The organism is Herbaspirillum sp. 1173, from assembly GCF_031455335.1.
GTDB classification, from domain to species: domain Bacteria; phylum Pseudomonadota; class Gammaproteobacteria; order Burkholderiales; family Burkholderiaceae_D; genus Herbaspirillum; species Herbaspirillum huttiense.
The window spans coordinates 178,129-199,382 of the sequence record NZ_JAVDSP010000001.1; the positions used below are offsets into that span (position 1 = coordinate 178,129).

General features: G+C 63.3%; 20 protein-coding genes. 16 read left to right on the top strand and 4 right to left on the bottom strand.

The window, feature by feature from the left end; translation table 11 throughout:
- Positions 1-140: 140 nt before the first annotated feature.
- Genes flhB through J2X56_RS00895 form a run of 5 tightly spaced genes read left to right on the top strand, consistent with a single transcriptional unit; the run spans position 141 to position 6,495 of the window.
- A complete protein-coding gene (gene flhB / locus J2X56_RS00875; RefSeq protein ID WP_121039716.1) occupies positions 141-1,316 on the top strand; it encodes a flagellar biosynthesis protein FlhB in 1,176 nt (391 codons plus the stop codon).
- 2 nt (positions 1,317-1,318) lie between these two features.
- Positions 1,319-3,427: a flagellar biosynthesis protein FlhA gene (gene flhA / locus J2X56_RS00880; protein ID WP_039788504.1), complete on the top strand. Its 2,109-nt coding sequence runs from the start codon at positions 1,319-1,321 to the stop codon at positions 3,425-3,427.
- Positions 3,424-4,914 carry a flagellar biosynthesis protein FlhF gene (gene flhF, locus J2X56_RS00885; protein ID WP_121039719.1) on the top strand — a complete coding sequence of 497 codons (1,491 nt, stop codon included), beginning with the start codon at positions 3,424-3,426 and terminating at the stop codon, positions 4,912-4,914. Before flhA ends, flhF begins: the two co-directional genes overlap by 4 nt.
- A gap of 34 nt (positions 4,915-4,948) precedes the next feature.
- On the top strand, positions 4,949-5,752 hold the full coding sequence (locus J2X56_RS00890; RefSeq protein WP_039788501.1) for an antiactivator of flagellar biosynthesis FleN protein: 804 nt from the start codon (positions 4,949-4,951) through the stop codon (positions 5,750-5,752).
- A gap of 5 nt (positions 5,753-5,757) precedes the next feature.
- Positions 5,758-6,495 (top strand): RNA polymerase sigma factor FliA, encoded by a 738-nt coding sequence (locus J2X56_RS00895; protein ID WP_121039722.1) that lies wholly within the window; start codon positions 5,758-5,760, stop codon positions 6,493-6,495.
- A gap of 128 nt (positions 6,496-6,623) precedes the next feature.
- Here J2X56_RS00895 and J2X56_RS00900 read toward each other — a convergent pair whose 3' ends face one another.
- The 3 genes from J2X56_RS00900 to flgA all read right to left on the bottom strand — a co-directional run bounded on the left by J2X56_RS00900 (position 6,624) and on the right by flgA (position 8,379).
- Positions 6,624-7,082, bottom strand: coding sequence for a flagella synthesis protein FlgN (locus tag J2X56_RS00900; protein WP_134135250.1), 459 nt, complete (start codon positions 7,080-7,082; stop codon positions 6,624-6,626).
- A 31-nt stretch (positions 7,083-7,113) separates the two neighbouring features.
- Positions 7,114-7,428 (bottom strand): flagellar biosynthesis anti-sigma factor FlgM, encoded by a 315-nt coding sequence (flgM, locus tag J2X56_RS00905; RefSeq protein ID WP_039788497.1) that lies wholly within the window; start codon positions 7,426-7,428, stop codon positions 7,114-7,116.
- A 213-nt stretch (positions 7,429-7,641) separates the two neighbouring features.
- Positions 7,642-8,379, bottom strand: a complete 738-nt coding sequence (gene flgA / locus J2X56_RS00910) for a flagellar basal body P-ring formation chaperone FlgA (protein ID WP_227022625.1) — start codon at positions 8,377-8,379, stop codon at positions 7,642-7,644.
- A gap of 228 nt (positions 8,380-8,607) precedes the next feature.
- On the opposite strand from flgA, the gene flgB reads away from it, so the two are divergent.
- From flgB to flgL, 11 genes are all read left to right on the top strand, one after another.
- Complete coding sequence (flgB, locus tag J2X56_RS00915) at positions 8,608-9,036, top strand: flagellar basal body rod protein FlgB (RefSeq protein ID WP_034329662.1); 429 nt, start codon at positions 8,608-8,610, stop codon at positions 9,034-9,036.
- Between the two features lie 5 nt (positions 9,037-9,041).
- Positions 9,042-9,446 (top strand): flagellar basal body rod protein FlgC, encoded by a 405-nt coding sequence (gene flgC / locus J2X56_RS00920; protein ID WP_034329665.1) that lies wholly within the window; start codon positions 9,042-9,044, stop codon positions 9,444-9,446.
- 14 nt (positions 9,447-9,460) lie between these two features.
- On the top strand, positions 9,461-10,186 hold the full coding sequence (locus J2X56_RS00925) for a flagellar hook assembly protein FlgD (protein WP_034329667.1): 726 nt from the start codon (positions 9,461-9,463) through the stop codon (positions 10,184-10,186).
- Positions 10,187-10,225: 39 nt separating this feature from the next.
- A complete protein-coding gene (gene flgE / locus J2X56_RS00930; RefSeq protein ID WP_310157433.1) occupies positions 10,226-11,506 on the top strand; it encodes a flagellar hook protein FlgE in 1,281 nt (426 codons plus the stop codon).
- A 110-nt stretch (positions 11,507-11,616) separates the two neighbouring features.
- On the top strand, positions 11,617-12,354 hold the full coding sequence (gene flgF, locus J2X56_RS00935) for a flagellar basal-body rod protein FlgF (RefSeq protein WP_034331591.1): 738 nt from the start codon (positions 11,617-11,619) through the stop codon (positions 12,352-12,354).
- 65 nt (positions 12,355-12,419) lie between these two features.
- A complete protein-coding gene (gene flgG / locus J2X56_RS00940; RefSeq protein ID WP_034331590.1) occupies positions 12,420-13,202 on the top strand; it encodes a flagellar basal-body rod protein FlgG in 783 nt (260 codons plus the stop codon).
- A gap of 60 nt (positions 13,203-13,262) precedes the next feature.
- On the top strand, positions 13,263-13,922 hold the full coding sequence (locus J2X56_RS00945) for a flagellar basal body L-ring protein FlgH (protein WP_134135366.1): 660 nt from the start codon (positions 13,263-13,265) through the stop codon (positions 13,920-13,922).
- Between the two features lie 38 nt (positions 13,923-13,960).
- Entirely contained in the window at positions 13,961-15,091 is a 1,131-nt protein-coding gene (locus J2X56_RS00950) for a flagellar basal body P-ring protein FlgI (RefSeq protein WP_134135252.1), read from the top strand.
- 46 nt (positions 15,092-15,137) lie between these two features.
- Positions 15,138-16,109 (top strand): flagellar assembly peptidoglycan hydrolase FlgJ, encoded by a 972-nt coding sequence (gene flgJ, locus J2X56_RS00955; RefSeq protein ID WP_034331587.1) that lies wholly within the window; start codon positions 15,138-15,140, stop codon positions 16,107-16,109.
- Between the two features lie 145 nt (positions 16,110-16,254).
- Positions 16,255-18,576 (top strand): flagellar hook-associated protein FlgK, encoded by a 2,322-nt coding sequence (flgK, locus tag J2X56_RS00960; protein ID WP_310157439.1) that lies wholly within the window; start codon positions 16,255-16,257, stop codon positions 18,574-18,576.
- Between the two features lie 20 nt (positions 18,577-18,596).
- Positions 18,597-19,730: a flagellar hook-associated protein FlgL gene (gene flgL / locus J2X56_RS00965; protein WP_121039734.1), complete on the top strand. Its 1,134-nt coding sequence runs from the start codon at positions 18,597-18,599 to the stop codon at positions 19,728-19,730.
- Between the two features lie 114 nt (positions 19,731-19,844).
- On the opposite strand, the gene J2X56_RS00970 is transcribed toward flgL, so the two are convergent.
- Positions 19,845-21,245: an efflux transporter outer membrane subunit gene (locus J2X56_RS00970; protein WP_121039737.1), complete on the bottom strand. Its 1,401-nt coding sequence runs from the start codon at positions 21,243-21,245 to the stop codon at positions 19,845-19,847.
- Positions 21,246-21,254 lie beyond the last annotated feature (9 nt).

The following is a 21,254-nucleotide window of genomic DNA, read 5'->3' on the forward strand; positions in this document are numbered from 1 at the left end:
AGTCCGAAATGGGGGACCTTTTCGCCCCTATTCCCCTGATGATCCGGGCGGCCGCTCGCCAATAATCCTAGCCTATTGTTCTACAAATCCGTCCAGCGCCGGCGCTGGCGGAAAAGCGGTTTAGCAGGGGGATACGGCGGATGGCCGAAGACAGCGACATGGAGCGGACCGAACCCGCCACGGGCAAACGCATTGAGCGTGCCCGTGAGCAGGGGGATGTGCCGCGTTCGCGCGAATTGGCCACGACCTTGATGCTGCTGGTCGGCGGCAGCTGTGTCTGGCTTTTCAGCGGCCCCGTAGTGACCGCCCTGGATCGCATCATGGTGGCGACCCTGACCTTCGAACGGGCGGCCGCCTTCGACCCGGCGCTGCTGTTCGACATGCTCAGTGCCCATATGCTGGATGTGGCCGTTTCCATGATCCCGCTGGCCTTCCTGATGACCCTGGCCGCCATGGCCGCGCCGCTGATGCTGGGCGGCTGGCTGTTCAACGTCGATTCGCTGGCGCCCAAATTCAGCAAGCTCAATCCCATCAGCGGCTTTGCCAACATGTTCTCGATCAATTCTCTGGTCGAACTGGGCAAGGCGGTGCTCAAGACGCTGCTGGTCGGTACCGTGGCCTGGATCGCCATCCGCAGCCAGCTGGATGCCGTCATGGGCCTGGGCGTGGAATCGCTCAAGACCGCCGGTTCACATGCCGCGCAGCTGCTGTGGATCAGCTTCATCACCATGGTCTCGGCGCTGATCCTGATCGCGGCGCTGGACGTGCCTTACCAGATCTGGAATTACGGCCGCAAGCTGCGCATGACGCGCGAAGAGGTCAAGCAGGAACACAAGGAATCCGAAGGCGATCCGCACATCAAGGGCAAGATTCGCGCGATGCAGCGCGCCATGGCCCGCCGCCGCATGATGGCCGAAGTGCCGACCGCCGATGTGGTGGTGACCAACCCGACCCACTTCGCGGTCGCCCTGAAGTACACCGAAGGCAAGATGGGCGCGCCCAAGGTGGTGGCCAAGGGCGCCGACGACGTCGCCGCCAAGATTCGCGAACTGGCGCGCGAGCACAAGGTGCCGCTGCTGGAAGCGCCGCCGCTGGCACGTGCGCTGCACGCCCATACCGAGATCGGCGACGAGATTCCCGAAGCGCTCTACACCGCCGTGGCCGAAGTGCTGGCCTACGTGTTCCAGTTGCGTACCTTCGGTCAGTTCGGCGGCAACCGTCCGGTGGAACCGACCGAACTGAACGTGCCCAAGGACCTTGATCCGGCCACTGCGCCCAAGAAACCTCGCGGCCCCAAGAATAGAAACAGGCAGTAACGATGGCAACCAAACTCAATACCATGAAAATCCCGGCCTGGGTCCCGCTCAAGAGCGGCCGGGCGCTGGCGGCCCCGATCCTGATCGTCATGATGCTGGCGATGATGGTGTTGCCGCTGCCGGCTTTCATGCTGGATCTGCTGTTCAGCTTCAACATCTCGCTGTCGGTGATCGTGCTGATGACTGCGCTGTACACCGTCAAGCCGCTGGACTTCATCGCCTTCCCGGCGGTGCTGCTGGTGTCGACCATGCTGCGCCTGTCACTGAACGTGGCCTCCACCCGGGTGGTGCTGACCGAAGGCCACACCGGTCCGGATGCGGCCGGCAAGGTGATCGAAGCCTTCGGCCACTTCCTGATCGGCGGCAACTACACCGTTGGTATCGTGGTGTTCGTGATCCTGACCATCATCAACTTCATGGTGGTGACCAAGGGTGCCGGCCGTATTGCCGAAGTGGGCGCGCGCTTCACCCTGGACGCCATGCCCGGCAAGCAGATGGCGATCGACGCCGACCTCAACGCCGGCATGATCGGTGAACCCGAAGCCCGCGCCCGCCGCAAGGAAGTGGCGCAGGAATCCGAGTTCTACGGGGCCATGGACGGTGCCTCCAAGTACGTGCGCGGCGATGCCGTGGCCGGCATCATCGTGACGGTGGTCAACATCGTCGGCGGCCTGGTGGTGGGCATGGTGCAGCACGACCTGGCCTTCGACGCCGCGTTGAAGAACTATACGCTGCTGGCCATCGGTGACGGCCTGGTGGCGCAGATCCCTTCGCTGATCATCTCGACCGCCGCCGGTGTGGTGGTCTCGCGCGTGGCCAACGACCAGGACGTCGGCGGGCAACTGATCAACCAGCTCTTCGCCAAGCCGGAAGTGCTCTACATTACCGCCGTCATCATCGGCGGCATGGGCCTGATCCCGGGCATGCCGCACATCGCCTTCCTGCTGCTGGCTGCGGCCATGGCCGGCGGTGCCTACGCCATCAGCAAGCGGGTACAAACGGCCAAGGCCGAAGCCGCCGCGGCCACTCCGCAGGCCGCTGCCGCCGCAGCTGCGCCCTCGGAAGCGGAAGAGGCGACCTGGAACGACGTCATGCCGGTCGATACCCTGGGCCTGGAAGTCGGCTATCGCCTCATCCCGCTGGTGGACAAGGGGCAGGGTGGCGAACTGCTCAAGCGCATCAAGGGCATCCGCAAGAAATTCGCCCAGGAAGTCGGTTTCCTGTCGCCGCCGATTCACATCCGCGACAACCTGGAACTGAAGCCGTCGGCCTACCGCATCACCCTGAAGGGTGTGGAAGTGGGCAACGGCGAGGCGCATGCCGGCCAGTACCTGGCCATCAATCCGGGCATGGTGACTGGTCCGCTGCCAGGGATGATGACCTCCGATCCCGCTTTCGGCCTGCCGGCCGTGTGGATCGACAGCAGCCTGCGCGAACAGGCTTCCACCATGGGTTACACCGTGGTCGATGCCGGTACCGTGGTGGCGACGCACCTGAATCACCTCATCACCACGCACGCGGCCGAACTGCTGGGCCGCCAGGAAGTGCAGAGCCTGCTGGATCACCTGGCCAAGGAAGCCCCCAAGCTGGTGGAAGACCTGGTGCCCAAGATGCTGCCGCTGGGCACGCTGCAGAAGGTCTTGCAGAACCTCTTGCTGGAAGGCGTGCATATCCGCGATATGCGCACTATCATCGAAACATTGGCCGAACACGCCGCCCGCATTCAGGATCCGACCGACCTGACGGCGATTGTACGGATTGCGCTGGGACGCGCCATCGTGCAACAGATTTTCCCGGGCGAGAGCGAGCTGGCCGTCATGGCCCTCGATTCCAAGCTCGAACGCCTGCTCATGCAGGCACTGCAGGCCAGTGGCGACACCGGCGGCATCGAGCCGGGCCTGGCCGATTCGCTGGTGCAGCAGACCGAAATGGCGGCGCAGCGCCAGGAGCAGATGGGCCTGTCGCCCGTGCTGCTGGTCGGCGCACCGCTGCGGACCTTGCTGGCGCGCTTCCTGCGCCGCGCCATGCCGCAGTTGCGCGTGCTGTCGCACGCTGAAGTACCCGAGTCGAAAACGATTAAAGTTACCAGCCTAGTTGGAGGGCAAGCATGAACGTCAAGAAATTTATCGCCAATTCTTCTCGCGAGGCCTGGCGTCAGGTGCGCGAGGCGCTTGGCCCGGATGCCGTCATTCTCTCCAACCGCAATATTCCTGACGGGGTGGAGATCCTGGCCATGGCCAACGAGGACATGACCACCCTGGTGGCCCCGACCGGCGCGCGCGACCCCAATGCTCGCCCGCAGGCGGCCTCGCTGCAGCAGCAGTCCGGTGCGCCGAACGCACAGCAGGCCAAGCGTCCGGCGCTGCTGTCGTCGCCGCTGGCCCAGCAGCCGCCCCGCGCCGCGCGTCCCGAGCATGCGCCATTGCTGGACCAGCCGGCCCACGGCCGCGCGCCTGCGCGCCCGGTGGAAGCCGCTCCGGCCAGCGATGCCCGCGTCTGGCGCAGCCGCCGCGCGGAGCAGGCGGCCGGTGGCCGTCCGGCCTCGGCCCAGCAGGCGCAGGAATCCGGGGAACATGACCAGCGTCCACGTTCGGCCCTGCCTGAATTCGATGGCAAGGACTACGACGAAATCCTCTCCGAAGTCATGAGCGAGATCCGCTCCATGCGCGGCGTGCTGGAAACCCAGCTGGCGGAGATTTCCTGGGGCGGTACGCAGAAACGCGATCCGCTCAAGGGCGTGGTACTGAAGGAAATGCTGGCGGCCGGCTTCTCGGCCAGCCTGTCGCGCCTGATCACCGAAAACCTGCCTGCCAACTCCAAGTCGCAGGACATCATGTTCTGGGTCAAGTCGGTGCTGGCGCGCAATCTCAATACCCTGGCCAACGAAAACGAACTGCTGGAAAACGGCGGCGTCTTCGCGCTGGTCGGCCCCACCGGCGTTGGCAAGACCACCACCACCGCCAAGCTGGCGGCGCGCTGCGTGATGCGCCACGGCTCCGGCAAGCTGGCCCTGATCACGACCGACGGCTACCGTATCGGTGGTTACGAACAACTGCGCATCTACGGCAAGATCCTGGGTGTGATGGTGCACTCGGTCAAGGATGAGACCGACCTGCGCATCGCCCTGGAAGAGCTCAAGGGCAAGCACACCGTACTGATCGATACCGCCGGTGTCGGCCAGCGCGACCAGATGGTGGCCGAGCAGGACGCCATGCTGGCCGGTGCCGGCGTGGACATCAAGCGCCTGCTGTGCCTGAATGCCACCGCCACCGGCGGTACGCTCAATGAAGTGGTGCATGCCTATTCCAGCTCCGGGCTGGCCGGCTGCATCATCACCAAGCTGGACGAAGCCGCCACCATCGGCAACGTGCTGGATGTGGTGATCCGCCACAAGCTCAACCTGCATTACGTGGCCAATGGCCAGCGCGTGCCCGAAGACCTGCATGTGGCCAACAAGCTCTACCTGGCCGACCGTGCCTTCAAGCAGAAGCGTGAAACCGCCCCTTTCGAATTCCAGGAAGGTGAGTTGCCGGGCGTGATCGGTCCTACTGCCATGTCCATGAATGACCGGGGACTGCGTGAGGTGAGCTTTGGCTAGTTACGATATCGACCAGGCAGCAGGGCTGCGCCGGATGCTGGAGCGTCCGGTGCCCAGGCTGTTCACCTTCTTCTCGGTGCTGGGTGAGGAAGAGAAGAGTGCCATGCTCATCAATCTGGCGGCGTCCCTGTCGCAGGCCAAGCACAGCGTGCTGGTGGTGGATGGCGACGTTGCCACGACCGGTCTGCTGACCCGCATCGGCCTGCGTCACGACGTGGCGACGCTGCAGGAAGTGGCGCGGATGGAGCGTCCCATGGCGGAAGCCACACGGCTCCTGCCGGAAGGTTTTTCGATGGCGCGCATCGCCCGCCGCAGCGTGCCCTCGGCGACCGATCCGCATGCCGGCCGTCTGGCGGAGATCTTCGACAGCCTCATCGAGCAGGCCGAGATTACGCTCGTCAATGGCGTGCTGGCGCGCGACCTGTCGCTGCCGGTGCCGACCATGGAAATGGGCGAGATCGTGATCCAGGTCTCGACCACGGCGTCTTCCATCAAGGCGGCCTATGTGCTGCTGAAGAGCCTGAGCGACCGCATCGGCCGCCGTCCCTTCAGTCTCATCGTCAACGATGCCACCGAAGCCGAAGCCCGTACCGTCTATGCCAACATGGCCCAGGCGGCCAGCCGCTACCTGGCGGCGCAGCTCAATTTCATCGGCGCGATTCCGGCGGATGACCATATTCGCCGCGCCACCGGACAGGGGCGGGCGGTGATGGACGTGTTTCCCTTCGCCGGTGCCGCGCTGGCCTTCCAGCGCCTGTCCAAGCGCTTCACGGCCGGTCCGGATGCAGCCCGCAGCAGCTACGGGATGGCCACCGACGGCGCCAGTCTGGGAGTGTGACGTGCATGTATAACGTCAAGGGAAAAAAGGGCAAGAACGACGTGCTGGAGCAGCATGCGCCGCTGGTCAAGAAACTGGCGCATCAGCTCAAGGCCAAGCTGCCCCCCAGCGTAGAGGTGGACGACCTGATCCAGGCCGGCATGATGGGCTTGCTCGACGCCGTCAACCGCTACGAGGAAACCCATGGCGCGCAGTTCGAGACCTACGCCGTGCAGCGTATCCGCGGTGCCATGCTGGATGAGCTGCGCAGCAGCGACTGGCTGCCGCGCAGCATCCGCCAGAATGCGCGCAAGGTGGAAGAAGCCATGCAGTCCCTGCTGCAGCAACTGGGCCGCCAGCCGCAAGAAGCGGAAGTGGCGCAGCACATGAAAATTAGCCTGGCCGAGTATCAGTCGCTGCTGACCGACTGCGGCGGCCACCAGTTGATCTATTACGAAGATTTTCACGACGACGATGGCGGCCACGAACACTTCCTGGACCGCTACCAGACCGGCGACGGCGATGATGATCCGCTGCAGAGCCTGATCAATGGCGGTTTCCGTGAAGCCGTGGTGGATTCCATCAAGGCCTTGCCCGAGCGTGAGCAGATCCTGATGGCGCTGTACTACGAGCAGGAAATGAACCTCAAGGAAATCGGCGCCGTCATGGGCGTTTCCGAATCGCGCGTGTGCCAGTTGCACAGCCAGGCGATCTCGCGCATGCGTTCGTATCTGCGCGAGCATTCCTGGAGCGGGGTGGCCTGAGGCTGCCTGCCTTCAGGGCGCAGATCCGAGAGAGGTCGCAGGACGCGTTAACGACAAAGCCCGGCAAATGCCGGGCTTTTTGTTGATGCGATCTTGCTGTGCTTCCGTGAGCGGGAAGCGGCTGAAACTTATACCACGCCCAGACGGCGTCCCGAGGACCGGATGCTGTTCTGGCCGTCCGGGCCATAGAAATTGCCGGTGCCGGTCTTGCCCTGCAGGATGGTCAGGGCGCTCTGATTGATGGACAGCTTCTTGCCGATCAGCAGGCCATTGACGCGGTTCAGTTCCTTGGCGTCCTGCGCCAGTTCGAACAGGCTGGCCCAGATCTCGCGGTCAGCGTCGCCGGCTTGCTCATTCATCCACTGTTGCATGCCGCTTTCATCTGCACTGTAGCCGAGGCTGCCCAGCAGCGCATGGCGATTGCCGGCCAGCGTGGACATTTCAGCAACTATCGCGGCCTTTTCGGTAATGATGTCGGTCAGGCCTTCGGCGGTGGCTTCCGCCAGCAGTGCCTGTTCCTGGCTCAGTTTTTCCACCAGGCGCGACAGCGCGGCGTGTTCCAGGGACAGGTTGCTGGCCGGATTCATGCGAAAGATCCTCTGAGCGGTAAAACGGTAATCAGGCCGGGCGGGCGCTGATGAGATTCTTGACGGTATCGATCACGCCGTCGGCGATCTTGTCGGCATCGATCTGGAAAGTGCCGTTGGCGATGGCCGCTTTCAGCTTTTCCACTTTTTCGGCATTGAAACCGCCGTTTTTGGTGTCCTTGGTTTCCAGCGCCTGATAGGTGCTGGACAAGCGCACGCTGTCCGAAGCCGCTTTGGTGGCGGCCGGGTCAGTGCCCGCAGGATTGGCGGCAGTCGTGTTGCGGGTCTGCGTTTGCGTCTGCTCGGTGTTGAGGGCAGCAGATTTGAGGGCGTCGTTAACGTTCACGGCAGTATTCCTTGTAGGGTGGGGGCGCTTCGCACCCGCCTGTCGTATGGATTATCGACCAGTTCTGGGCAAACTTTAACATTCCCGCACCTGAATTAAGCTGAATTCGGGTACTTTTCTTCACATTCCTGTTCGGGCGATCCGCTGCGTTCCGCGCGGCACTTGCCCTGCGGGAAATTGCTTCATATCAATACAGAAGCCGGGGTCGCCGGCTCAGTAGTTGATTTCCAGAATCCCGCCCGCTTTGGCAATACCGCTCACCACCTGGCCGGCCGCCGTCCGGGCCTGGGCCATCTGGCCTTCGTTGGCATTGGTCAGGGCGCGCGCTTCGGTGGAAATCTGGAAGCCCGGGCCGATCGATACGACCCGTACCGCCTGGCCTTGCTGCACCACGCGCTGGTTGCGGATGGTGTCGAGGCGCAGCGGCGTACCGGCGCGCAGCGACATGTTGGCGACGCGGCCGATGACCTGTGATTCTTCGGTGATCACGCCGCTGGGCAGCGCCGACATGTCGCCGCGAATGCGTGTGATGTCGCTGGCGCTGATGGTCTGGCCCTGGGCCAGCGGGACCGCGGCGACCAGGTAATCCGAGATCACCTGCACGTTGGCGCGCAGGTAGATGGTCCAGGGGGAGGGGGCCACGCACTTGATGCCGACCGTGGTGCGGCCGAACAGGCGGCCACCATTGGGCATGAAGGCTTGCGGTTCAAGGCAGGCCGCCAGCGTCAGGCGTGCATCGGCGGGATCGATGGTGACCGTGACGCTGCCGGGCAAGCCCGAGGTCTGGCTTTTCAGGAATTGCTCCGCCACTTGTTGCAAGGCTTGCAAGTCCTGCTTTTGGGGGGAGTTGGGGTCGTTCTGGGCGAGCGCAGGCGCAGTCGCCCCCAGGCCGGCTGCCAGCAAGGACAGGACGGCGAAAGTGCGGCGCAGGGCGCGGAAAGCGTGTTTCATTTTGTGCAACTTGCCCGCAGGGCATAGGCGAATCTTGGCACTCATGGTACGTCGCGCGCGCGAGGTCAAAAGGGCAAACAGGGGAGGCTTTTCTCTCTTTATCGCCCCTTAGAGTTCGGGGTGCGAACGTATGATCAAGCCTACGTAATTCCATCATCGGCGCAGTCCGCAAGCGGCCCGGCAACAGGCCGGGCAGGACAGGGGGCGCTGGTACTTCCGGAGGACCTGATGGTCTCTAAGCTCGACGATTATTTCCGTTTCAACGAGATGGCGCTGAACCTGCGGTCCCAGCGCCAGCAGGTGCTGGCGTCCAACATCGCCAACGCGGACACGCCCAACTACAAGGCGCGTGACGTCAACTTTGCCGACGCGCTCAAGAATGCGCTGGACAACAAGTCCAACACGATCCCGCCGCTGCAGCTGGAGCGCACTGCTGCCACGCACGTGGCCGGCACCGCGCCCGACAACGGTCCGGGCAGCATCGGCGGCACCGCCTTGCAGTACCGCACGCCGGCCCAGGGCAGCGTGGACGGCAATACGGTCGATATGGATGTGGAGCGCAATGAATTCCTGGACAACGGCATCCGCTACGAAGCCGGAGTCACCTCCGTGAACGGCCAGATCAAGGCCATGCTGAACGCTATCCAACCGGGCTGATAAACATGTCTCTTTCCAACATCTTCAACGTCGCCGGCTCGGCCATGAGCGCCCAGGCACAGCGCCTCAACGCCACGGCCAGCAACATCGCCAACGCCGACAGCGCGACCAGCCCCGATGGCACGCCCTACAAGGCCAAGCAGGTGGTGTTCGAAGCCATTCCGGTGGGCAGCGTCAAGGACAGCGGCGTGAAAGTGGCGGCCGTGGTCGAGAATCAAGCCCCGCCCAAGCTGGTCTACGACCCCAAGCATCCCATGGCCGATGGCAATGGCTACGTCGCCATGCCCAACGTCAATCCGGTCGAGGAAATGGTCAACATGATCTCGGCCTCCCGCTCTTACCAGACCAATGTGGAAACGATGAACACGGCCAAGGCCATGCTCGTCAAGACCCTCACCATCGGCCAATAACCAGGACCTGAACCATGGCAATCGTCTCCAGTGACCTGCTCACCGCAATGAATGGCACGAGCAGCAGCTCGTCCACTACCACCAGCTCTTCCAGCCTGGACAACAACAGCCCGGACGCGATCCAGAACCGCTTCCTGACGCTCTTGATTGCGCAGATGAAGAACCAGGATCCCAGCAACCCGATGGACAACTCGCAGCTGACCACCCAGATGGCACAGTTGTCGACGGTCACGGGCATCAGCCAGCTGAACAATTCGCTGTCCACGCTGATGAGCAACCTCAATTCCTCGCAGGCGCTGTCGACCGCCAACATGATCGGGCACAGCGTGCTGGCCCCGGGCAACAGCATCCAGCTGACCAGCGATACCACCAAGGATGCCAGCGGTACGGAAACCACCAGCCAGAAGGCGGTGTTCGGCGTGAACCTGTCCGGTACCGCCTCCTCCGTAGTGGTCACCATCAAGGATTCCTCGGGCGCCGTGGTGCACACCACCGACCTGGGCACCCAGGCCGCCGGCGTGGTGCCGGTGATCTGGGACGGCTCCAACGATACCGGCGGCAAGGTGGCCGACGGCAATTACACCTTCACCGTCAGTGCCTCCAACAATGGCACTGCAGTCACCGCTTCGACCCTGTCGTTCGGTACCGTTTCCAGCGTCTCGACTGCGTCGGACGGCGTCAAGCTCAACGTCACCAATGTCGGCACCATCAAGCCGACCGACGTCGTGCAAATTCTTTAATCGTCATTACCGACAACATTCGGAACAAGGGGATATCTCATGAGTTTTCAGCAAGGTCTGAGCGGACTGAACGGCGCAGCCAAGAGCCTGGACGTCATCGGTAATAACGTGGCCAACGCCAGCACGGTGGGTTTCAAGCAGTCGCAGACGCAGTTTGCCGACATGTACGCCAATTCCATGAACCGTTCCGGCAATTCGCCGGTGGGTATCGGTGTGACGGTCGCCAATGTGGCGCAACAGTTCACCCAGGGCAATATCACGTCGTCCAACAACCCGCTGGATATCGCCATCAATGGTGACGGTTTCTTCCAGTTGGCCGCCAGCTCCAGCGACCTGTCGCCGATGTACGGCCGCAATGGCCAGTTCCAGCTCGACAAGAACGGCTACATCGTCAACCCCAGCATGAACGGGGCCTTCCTGATGGGTTATGCAGCCGGCGTGACCGGTGGCGACCCGGTGCGCCTGCAGATTGATACGTCCTCGATCCCGGCGACCACCACCACCACCATCAATACCAAGGTCAACCTGGATTCGCGCGTGACCGTGCCGACCACGACCACCTTCAGCGCCACCGACCCGACCTCGTACAACAACTCGACCGGCGTGACCATCTATGACAGCTTGGGCAATCCGTACAGCGTCCAGACTTTCTATGTGAAGAACACGCCGACCGGCACGCCGCCGACCACTACCTGGGACGTCTACGCCACCGTTGACGGCAAGACCCTGACCACCACCTCGGGCGGCACGGTCCCCCTGAAGCTGGGTTCGATGGTGTTCGATTCGACCGGTACCCTGACCTCGGGCGGTGCCATGACCATCGACCTGACTACGACCGGTACCAACCCCGGGGTGGCCAAGGCGGGCGGCAACTTCGCCAGCACCATTGCGCTGAGCTACACCGGCTCGACCCAGACCGGTTCGGCCTTCGTCAACCTGGCGCAGAGCCAGAACGGCATGCCGCCGGGCACCCTGTCGAGCTTCTCGATTGACAAGGACGGCACCATCGTCGGTTCCTACAGCAACCAGCAGACCAAGAATCTGGGCAGCGTGGTGCTGGTCAATTTCGCCAACCCCAACGGCCTGCAGCCGCTGGGCAACAACCTGTACTCCGCCACGGCCGCCGCCGGCAGCCCGCTGGTGGGCAAGCCGACCACCGGTACCTTCGGTACCCTGCAGGCCCGTGCGGTGGAAGACTCCAACGTCGACCTGACCGCCGAGCTGGTCAACATGATCGTGGCGCAGCGGGTCTACCAGGCCAACTCGCAGACCATCAAGGTGCAGGATACCGTGTTGCAGACGCTGGTCAGCCTGCGTTAACAGGGTGATCCGGCGCGCCTTGCGGCGCGCCTGCTTCAAGGCTGCCGGCGTCGCCGGTGGCCGGTTTCAACCGGTGGTGCCAGGGATGGGTGCCACCACTAAGGGGTGATATGGATCGTCTGGTCTATACAGCGATGTCGGGCGCCAAGCACACGCTTGAGCAGCAAGCCAGCGCCAGCAACAACCTGGCCAATGCCACGACCACGGGCTTTCGTGCCCAATTGAATACCTTCCGTTCGGCACCGGTGGTGGGGCAGGGCTTGCCGACGCGTGCTTTCGTGGTGGACTCCACCGCAGGCAATGATTTTTCGCAGGGTCCGATCCAGGACACCGGCCGTGCGTTGGATGTGGCCATTCAGGGCCGTGGCTGGATCGCGGTGCAGACTGCCGATGGCGGCGAAGCCTACACCCGCAACGGCAGCTTCAAGATCAACGAGAACGGCATCCTGCAGACCCAGAACGGCCAGTCCGTGCAGGGTGACGGCGGTCCGATCACGATTCCGCCCGATACCACCGTGGCCATCGCGGCTGACGGCACGGTGTCGTCGATCCCGACCAACGGCATTCCCAATGCGGTCAACGTGCTGGGCCGCATCAAGCTGGTCAACCCGGACGAGAAGAACCTGAAACGCGGCGACGACGGCCTGTTCCGCACCATCACCGGTGCCGCCCAGCCCGACGCCAACGTGCGCCTGGCCAGCGGTGCGGTCGAAGGCAGCAACGTGAACGTGGTGGAAGCGATGGTCAACATGATCAACCTGTCGCGCCAGTTCGAAATGAACATGAAAGTGATCCAGACCGCCGAAAGTGATTCCACCAAGGCGACCACGATCCTGTCGCTGTCTTGATGCTGCCTACGCACCTGACCTCACCGATGCACCCGCAGCGCAAGCGCTGATTACCGGAGAAACAAATGATTCGTTCCCTGTGGATTTCCAAGACCGGCCTGGATGCGCAACAGACGCAACTGGACGTGATCTCCAACAACCTGGCCAACGTCAGCACCAACGGTTTCAAGCGTTCGCGCGCCGTGTTCGAAGACCTGCTGTACCAGACCGTGCGCCAGCCCGGTGCCCAGTCCTCGCAGCAGACGCAATTGCCCTCGGGCCTGCAGATCGGTACCGGCGTGCGTCCGGTCGCCACCGAACGTATCTTCACCCAAGGCAACGTCAACCAGACCAACAATGACAAGGATCTGGCGATTCAGGGCAACGGCTTCTTCCAGATCCTGCTGCCGGACGGCACCACCGCCTATACCCGCGACGGTTCCTTCCAGACCGACAGCCAGGGCCAGATGGTGACCTCCAGCGGCTATACGCTGCAGCCGCCGATCACCATTCCGCTCAACACCACCAAGCTGACCGTGGGCCGTGACGGTACCGTCTCGATCATGCAGGCCGGTTCGACCGCCACCACCCAGATCGGCACCATCCAGGTCGCCACCTTCATCAACCCGGCCGGTCTGGAAAGCCGTGGCGAGAACCTGTACGTGGAAACCGCCGCTTCCGGTACCCCGAACCCGAACACCCCGGGCACCAACGGTGCCGGTGCCCTGTGGCAGGGTTACGTGGAAACCTCCAACGTGAACGTGGTGGAAGAACTGGTCAACATGATCCAGACCCAGCGCGCCTACGAAATCAACAGCAAGGCCATCACCACTTCCGACCAGATGCTGGCCAAGATTTCGCAGCTGTAATGCAGTCGTGCAGTGGTTTTTGAACAAGGCAGTCGGTAGCAGAAGAAGGACGAGGCAATGATGAAAAGCATGCTGAAATTGGCCACCATCGCGGGCGTGTTGGGCGTGAGCGCCTGCACCACCGTGCCGGACAGTATCGTGACCGGGCCCAAGACGGCGCGTCCGCAACCGGCATCCTACGCACCGCCGACCTCCGGCGCGATCTTCCAGTCGGCGGTCTACCGCCCCTTGCTGGAAGACCGCCGCGCGCGCCTGGTGGGTGACACCATCACCATCGTCATCAACGAAAAGACCAGTGCCGTCAAGTCAGCCGGGAGTTCGGCCAGCAAGACAGGCACGGTAGCCTCGCCGGCACCGACCATCTTCGGCACATCCATCAAGGAGTTGTCCGCCTCCGGTACCTCGTCCTCCAAATTCGAGGACAAGGGCGCCACCAGCTCCAGCAACACCTTCACCGGCACCATCGGCGTGACCGTGGTGGAAGTGCTCCCCAACGGCAACCTGGTGGTCTCGGGTGAAAAGCAGGTGGCGCTGGACAAGGGCGTGGAATATGTCCGCTTCTCCGGCACCGTCAGCCCCGACAACATCCAGACCGGCAACACCGTTTCGTCTACCCTGGTGGCTGACGCCAAGGTCGAATACCGTACCAATACCCGCGTCGACATGGCTGACTTCATGTCCTCGCTGGGCCGTTTCTTCTTCAGCGTTTCTCCTTTCTGATGTGGAGTAGTGCAATGACCCGGAAAGGATTTTTCGCCATGGACATGATCAGGATGGGCAGCAAGCTCCTGTCGGCTGCTGCCGTGGCCGCACTGTGCGTGGCCGCTGCCGCGCCGGCCCACGCCGAGCGCCTCAAGGACCTGGCCAGCATCCAGGGCGTGCGTCAGAACCAGCTGGTAGGTTACGGGCTGGTGGTAGGTCTTGACGGCAGCGGTGACCAGACCACACAGACACCCTTTACGGTGCAGAGCGTGGTGAGCATGCTGCAGCAACTGGGCGTGAACGTGCCCAGCGGCACCAGCAGCAACATGCAGCTGAAGAACGTGGCGGCAGCGATGGTGACGGCTACCTTGCCGGCCTTCGCGCAGCCGGGCCAGCTGATCGACGTGACGGTTTCTTCCATCGGCAACGCCAAGAGCATTCGCGGCGGCACGCTGCTGATGGCTCCCCTGAAGGGTGCGGACGGCCAGATCTATGCCATCGCCCAGGGCAACATCGTGGTCGGTGGTGCCGGCGGTTCGGCTGCCGGCAGCAGCACCGTCATCAACCAGCTGTCGGCAGGCCGCATCTCGGGCGGTGCGACCGTGGAACGGGCGGTGCCCAGTTCCCTCGGTGGCGGCGACATGGTGATGCTGGAACTGAACGACAATGATTTCTCGACCGCCAGCCGGGTGGTCGATGCACTGAACAAGCGTTTTGGCAGTGATACCGCCGTGGCCCAGGATGGCCGCGTGATCCGGGTGCGCGCACCGATCTCCAGCGGCGACCGCGTGGCCTTCCTCGGCGCGCTCGAAAACGTCGATGTCACCCCCGGCAAGCTGGCCGCCAAGGTGATCCTGAATGCACGTACCGGCTCGGTGGTGATGAACCAGAGCGTGATGCTCGATACCTGCGCGGTCTCGCACGGCAACCTGTCGGTGGTGATCCAGGCCGACAATGCGGTCAGCCAGCCCAATGCCCTGGCCGGTGGCCAGACCGCGGGCGTGCAGAATGCCCAGGTCTCGATCAACAAGGAGCCGGGCAAGGTCATGCTGTTGAAGGGCGGGGCCTCGCTGTCCGATGTGGTCAAGGCGCTCAATGCCATCGGTGCCACGCCGCAGGACTTGCTGGCCATCCTGCAGGCCATGAAGGCGGCCGGTTCGCTGCGCGCAGAACTCGAAGTGATCTGACGCTCCGGACTGATCCGACACCCAACGCTTTCCTCCAAGGTAATCCATGCTCAACAAGATCAACCCATCCAATCCGACCGAGGGACTTGCCGTCGATGCGAATGGGCTGAACGGCCTGCGTGAGGCTGCCAAGCAGAACACGCCGGAGTCCGTCAAGGGCGCAGCCAAGCAATTTGAGGCGCTGTTCCTGAACATGGTGATGAAGAGCATGCGGGATGCCACCCCGCAGAACGGCCCGTTCGACAACGAACAGACCAAGATGTTTACCTCCATGCTGGACCAGCAGCTGAGCCAGAGCCTGGCCCAGCGCGGCGTGGGCCTGGCTGACGTGCTGACGCGCCAGCTCTCGGCCTCGCTGCCCAAGAAACTGCCGGACGCGCAGGACCTGGAAGGCAATCCCTTGCCGGGCGAAGAGGGCTTGCCGATGGGTATTCCGCTGGTCAAGGACATGAGCGATGCCGACCGCGCCAAGTTCATCCAGAGCTTCGCCAGCCAGCAGGCGGCGGAGAGTACGGACCAGGATGGCCGCAACAAGCAGCGCCGCAATTCCAACAAGCCGGCCCACGTCGAAGCCTTCCAGAACCGCCTGCAGGCCGACGCCGAAATGGCCAGCAAGATGACCGGCATTCCGGCCAAGTTCATGCTGGCGCAGGCCGCGCTGGAAACCGGCTGGGGCAAGAAGGAAATCGTCACGCGCGATGGCCGCTCGGCGCACAACCTGTTCGGCATCAAGGCCACCGGCAACTGGACCGGCAAGGTGGTCGAGGCCACCACCATCGAATACATCAACGGCAAACCGCAGAAGCGCGTGGAGAAATTCCGCGCCTATGATTCCTATGCGGATGCCTTCAAGGATTACGCCAACTTGCTGCGCAGCAATCCGCGCTACGAGAAGGTACTGGCCAGCGCCCAGGATGCCCACGGCTTCGCCTATGGGCTGCAGCGCGCCGGCTATGCGACCGATCCGCATTATGCGGAGAAGCTTTCGCGCATCATCCGCCAGTCGCTCTCGGCCTGATTTTTCAGCGCCGCAGGGCGTGTCCGGGCGGCAAGCTCATCGGTTCCGGCCGGAAACAAATTTGGACCGGACCCTCTAAAGTTTTGGTCAATCCTGCCGTTGACTTGGTTATTCCGCTAAAAGCTTTCAGGGACGACAACCTAGCATGGCAACTAACATCTTCAGTATCGGGCAAAGCGCGTTGCAGGCGGCCATGGCGGCGCAGGCCACCACCAGCCACAACATCTCCAACGCCACCACTCCCGGCTACAACCGCCAGGAAGTCGTGCAAAGCTCGGCCGGCGGCATCAACTACGGTTACGGTTTCGTCGGCCAGGGCACCCAGGTCACCGAGATCAAGCGCATCTACAACGACTTCCTGACCAAGCAGGCGCTGGCCTCGCAGAGTTCGGCCAGTTCGCTGGATTCGTACTACTCCCAGATCTCGCAGATCAACAACATGGTGGCCGATACCAAGGCCGGCCTGTCGCCCGCGCTGCAGGATTTCTTTGCGGCAGTCCAGAACCTGGCCTCCAACCCGAATACCCAGGCTTCGCGCCAGTCGGTGCTGTCGCAGGCGTCGACCCTGGTAGCGCGCGTCTCCAGCATCAATGACCAGCTGGCCCAGAGCAGCGCCAGCGTCAACAGCCAGATCACCTCCACGGTGACCAGCATCAATTCCTATGCCCAGCAGATCGCCAAGCTGAACCAGGCCATCGTCAATGCCAACGGTACCGGTGGCGGCCAGCCGCCCAACGATCTGCTGGACCAGCGCGACCAGCTGGTGTCCGAGCTGAACAAGTACGTCAAGATCACCACCGTGCCGCAGGATACCGGCGCGGTGAGCGTGTTCATCGGCACCGGCCAGGCGCTGGTGACGGGCGACCAGGTCACCCAGATGGTGGTGACCAATTCGCCTACCGATGTCTCGCGTCTGCAGATCGGCCAGGTCACTGCGGGCGGCGGCACGGTCACGATTCCCGACAGCTTCTTCTATGACGGCGGCAGCCTGGGCGGTCTGCTCAAGTACCGCACGGAAACGCTGGATCCGACCCAGAACGCTTTGGGGCGCATCGCCATCGCCATGGGCACGGCCTTCAACCAGCAACAGAAGCTGGGCCTGGACCAGAACGGCGATGCCGGCACGGCCATGTTCAACGTCAGCTCGCCCAACCTGATCGGTTTCCCCGGCAATACCGGGACGACCAACCTGACGTCGACCATCAGCGATCCCTCGGCGCTGAGCACCAGCGACTACACGCTGAGCTATGACGGCACCAACTACACCTTCACCCGGCTGTCGGACAACACCAAGACCGTCAAGGTCGCGGGTGATTTCCCGGTCACGCTCGATGGCGTGACCTACTCCAACGGTGCGACCCCGGGCGGCGCGCCGACCATGGCCAGCGGCAACACCTACAAGATCCAGCCGACCGCCAATGGCGCAGCTGCCTTCTCGCTGGCGCTCAACAATACCCAGTTGCTGGCCACGGCCGCGCCGATCACCACCGCGATCAACGCCACCAACAACGTCAATGCCAGCACGCCGGGCACCAATACCGGCAATGCGATCATCTCCAACACCTCGCTGGATCCGACCACCTTCAAGCAGGGCTCCTCGGTCGCCTTCACGGCTTCGCTGAGCGGCACCCAGGTGCAACTGACGGCGGCCTGGACCGGAGCAACGCCGGCACCTGCGGTGACCTATACCAATCCGGACGGCACCACCGGTTCGGTGGCAGCCGGCACGGCGTTCAACTACACGCCGGGCATGACCATCAGCAGCGGAGGCGTGACTTACTCCCTGACCGGCACACCGTCGGCCGGCGACAAGTTCAACTTCGCGCCGGTGGCGGCCAACAAGGGCACGGCGACGATCAACACCGGTTCGGTCACGGCGGCGTACCTGACCACCACCACGCCGCTGACCAAGCCGACCACGCTGACCTACAACACCGCGGCCACGCCGCCGGCGTTCACCATTTCGCCGGCCGTGCCTGCTGGTGGCGGCACCATCACCCACCAGGATGGCACCACCACCGCCATCGCAGGCGGTGCCACCAGCCTGGCCTATACCGCTGGCGACACCTACGAGATCAGCGGCGTCAAGTTCAAGATTTCGGGCCAGCCGTCCAATGGCGACCAGTTCACCATTGCCGCCAACACCAGCGCCGCGTCGGACAACCGCAACGCGCTGGCCATGGCCAACCTGCAGACGGCCAACACCATCAATGGCACCAGCTTCCAGGGTTCCTACTCGCAGCTGGTGGCCACCATCGGCAACAAGACCAACGAGATCAACGTCACCAACACGGCCGAGAAGACGCGCCTGACGGCGATCCAGGCCCAGCAGCAGTCCGAGTCCGGGGTCAACCAGGACGAGGAACTGGCGCAGATGATCAAGAACCAGCAGCAGTACCAGGCCGCGGCCAAGATCATCCAGGCCGCCAGCGACATGATCAATGTCCTGCTCACCCTGGGCGGTTAATCAGTTAAAGGAAGACGACCATGCGTATTAGCACCCAGATGCTCTATCAGTCGAGCAACAATGACCTGACCAGCATGCAGAGCCAGATCCTGAAGCTGACGCAGCAGGTGACGGCGCAGCAGAAGGTGTTGCTGCCCTCGGATGATCCGGTGGCTGCCGCCCGCGCCCTGGACATGACCCAGACCTCGGCCCTCAACGACCAGTACAAGACCAATCGCCAGAACGCCAACAGCGCGCTGTCGACCGTGCAGGGAACCCTGGACAGCCTGACCAACATGCTGACCAAGCTGAAATCCAACGTCATCACGGCCGGCAATGCCTCCTACTCGAACGCCGAGCGTATCAACATGGCGTCCGAGATCAAGGGCAACCTCAACGAAGTGCTGGGCTATGCCAATGCCCAGGACGGGCAGGGCAACTACATCTTCTCCGGCTTCAAGAGCACGACGCAACCCTTCACGCTGGATGGTACCGGCGGCGTGGTCTACAACGGCGACCAGGGGGCCATGACGCTGCAGGTGGACTCGACCCGCCAGATGGATGTCAGCGCCTCGGGCCAGACGGTGTTCCAGGGCAATGGTCAGGACATCTTCAAGACCATGACCAACCTGATCAACGTCTTGTCGGTGCCGGTGACCGAAGCCGCCAACAAGGCCGATGACACGGCCGCCAACAACTACGTCTATCCCGCTGGCAGCGGCCAGACCCCGATCGCCGCCTACAAGGCGGCCCAGGCTACCCTGGATGCCATGAAGCCGGACGATCCGGGCTACCAGGCGCAGTTCACCTCGACCGCCGCACTCAAGCTGCAGTCGGATGCGGCCAATGCGGCACGTACCCCGGTGGTCGGCAGCCAGGCGGCACTGGCACGCAACCTGGCGCAGTTCAACACCCAGATCGACTCGATCTCCAGCAGCGTGTCCACCGTCAAGGCATCCATCGGCGCGCGCCAGAACGAGCTGGACAACCTCGACGCCGCCGGTGAAGTCAACAAGGAAAACTACACGCAGACCATCAACAACCTGCTGGGCCGCAACCTGTCCGATACCAGCGAGCTGATCAGCGACCTGACGCTCAAGCAGACCTATCTGTCGGCGGCGCAGAAGGTGTTCGTCACCACCAGTGGCCTGACTTTGCTGAATTACCTGAAATAATGAATTTACTTTCACAGCGACGGCGTTCCAGGCCGATCGCCGTGAAGGAAAATGCAAAAAAGGCGAACCCGCGGGTTCGCCTTTTCATTTGCTGCGGACACAAACTGCCGCCGCTCATTGCGGCGGAGTCGCACGGGCATCGCCGCCCAGGGCCTGGTACAGCGTCATCTGGTTTTTCAGCTGGTTCAGGCGGACCTGTGCCAGCGTGTTCTCGGCGCTGCGGCGTTTGTCCTGCTGATCCAGCCAGGATTGCAAGGTCACCGAGCCGGCCCGGTAACGCAGTTCGTAGAGCTGTTCGGCTGCCCGTGCCACCTCGACGTTGCGCGCCAGCAGCGCCTGCTGCCGAGCGTATTGCGTGCGCGCCGAAAGGGCGTTCTCGACGTCGCTGAAGGCGGCGTACAGAGTCTGGCGGAACTGGGTGACGGCGCTCTCATAGTCGGCCTGCGAGACCTTGATCTGCAGCTTCATCTGGGTCTGCTGCAAAAACGGCAGGCTCAACTGCGCCGCCAGCGAGGCCACCGGATTCTGCACCAGGCGCAGCAAGGCGTCGCTGCTGGTCCCCAGCGATCCGGTCAGGCTCAGCTTCGGATAGAAACTGGCGCGCGTCAGGTCGACGTTGGCCAGCGACTCGCGCAACCGCAATTCAGCCGCCCGCAGATCCGGACGCCGCGCCAGCAGTTCGGCCGGCAGTCCCGCCTCCAGCACCGGCAGGGGCTGCTCCGGCAGCGCCGGTGGCAGGCTGCGGCGCTGGCCGGGCGGACTGTCGAACAGGATGGCCAGGGCATTGTCATTTTCCACCTGCTGCTGCACCAGTTCGGTATAGCTGGCTTGCTGGCTCAGCAGGTTCTGCTGTGCGGTCAGCACATCCACTGACGACACCGCCCCTGCGCGGTACTGGGTATTGATCAGGTCCAGGGTCTTCTGCGCGTAGGCGATGCTTTGTTCGGCAGTGCGCAGCCGCTGGTTCAGGTAGGCACCGGTCCAGTACAGGTTGGCGGTGGTGCCGACCAGCGAGAGCGCCGTGGCCACGCGGTCTTGCTCGGTGGCCAGGACTTCCCAGCGGGCCACGTCGTAGTTGGTACCCAGCCGGCCCCACAGGTCGACTTCATAGGACAGGCTCAGCGAGTTCTGGCTGCTGCGGGCAGTCTGGCGATTGCCATCGAGCGCCTTGCTGGCGGTGCTGCCCACTTGTCCGCTGAGCGCCGGGACGAAGGCATCATTGGCGATCCCGGCCTGCAACTGGGCGCGCCGGACCTTGATGGTCGCCAGCGCCAGGTTGTTGTTCTTGCGCAGGACCTCATCGATCAGGGCGCTGAGGGTCTCATCGCCGAAGCCTTGCCACCAGCGGCTGGCGTTGACGGCAGCGGCCGGGTCGCGTTGTTGCCAGGCGGCCGGGGTCTGGGTCACTGGCGCGGTGTAGGGCGTGCGCACCAGCGAACTGCAGCCGCCCAGCAGGGCCAGCGCCAGCAACAGCGCGAAGCGGGAAGGAGGAGGGAAGGACAGGAACTTGGACATGACGGGCAA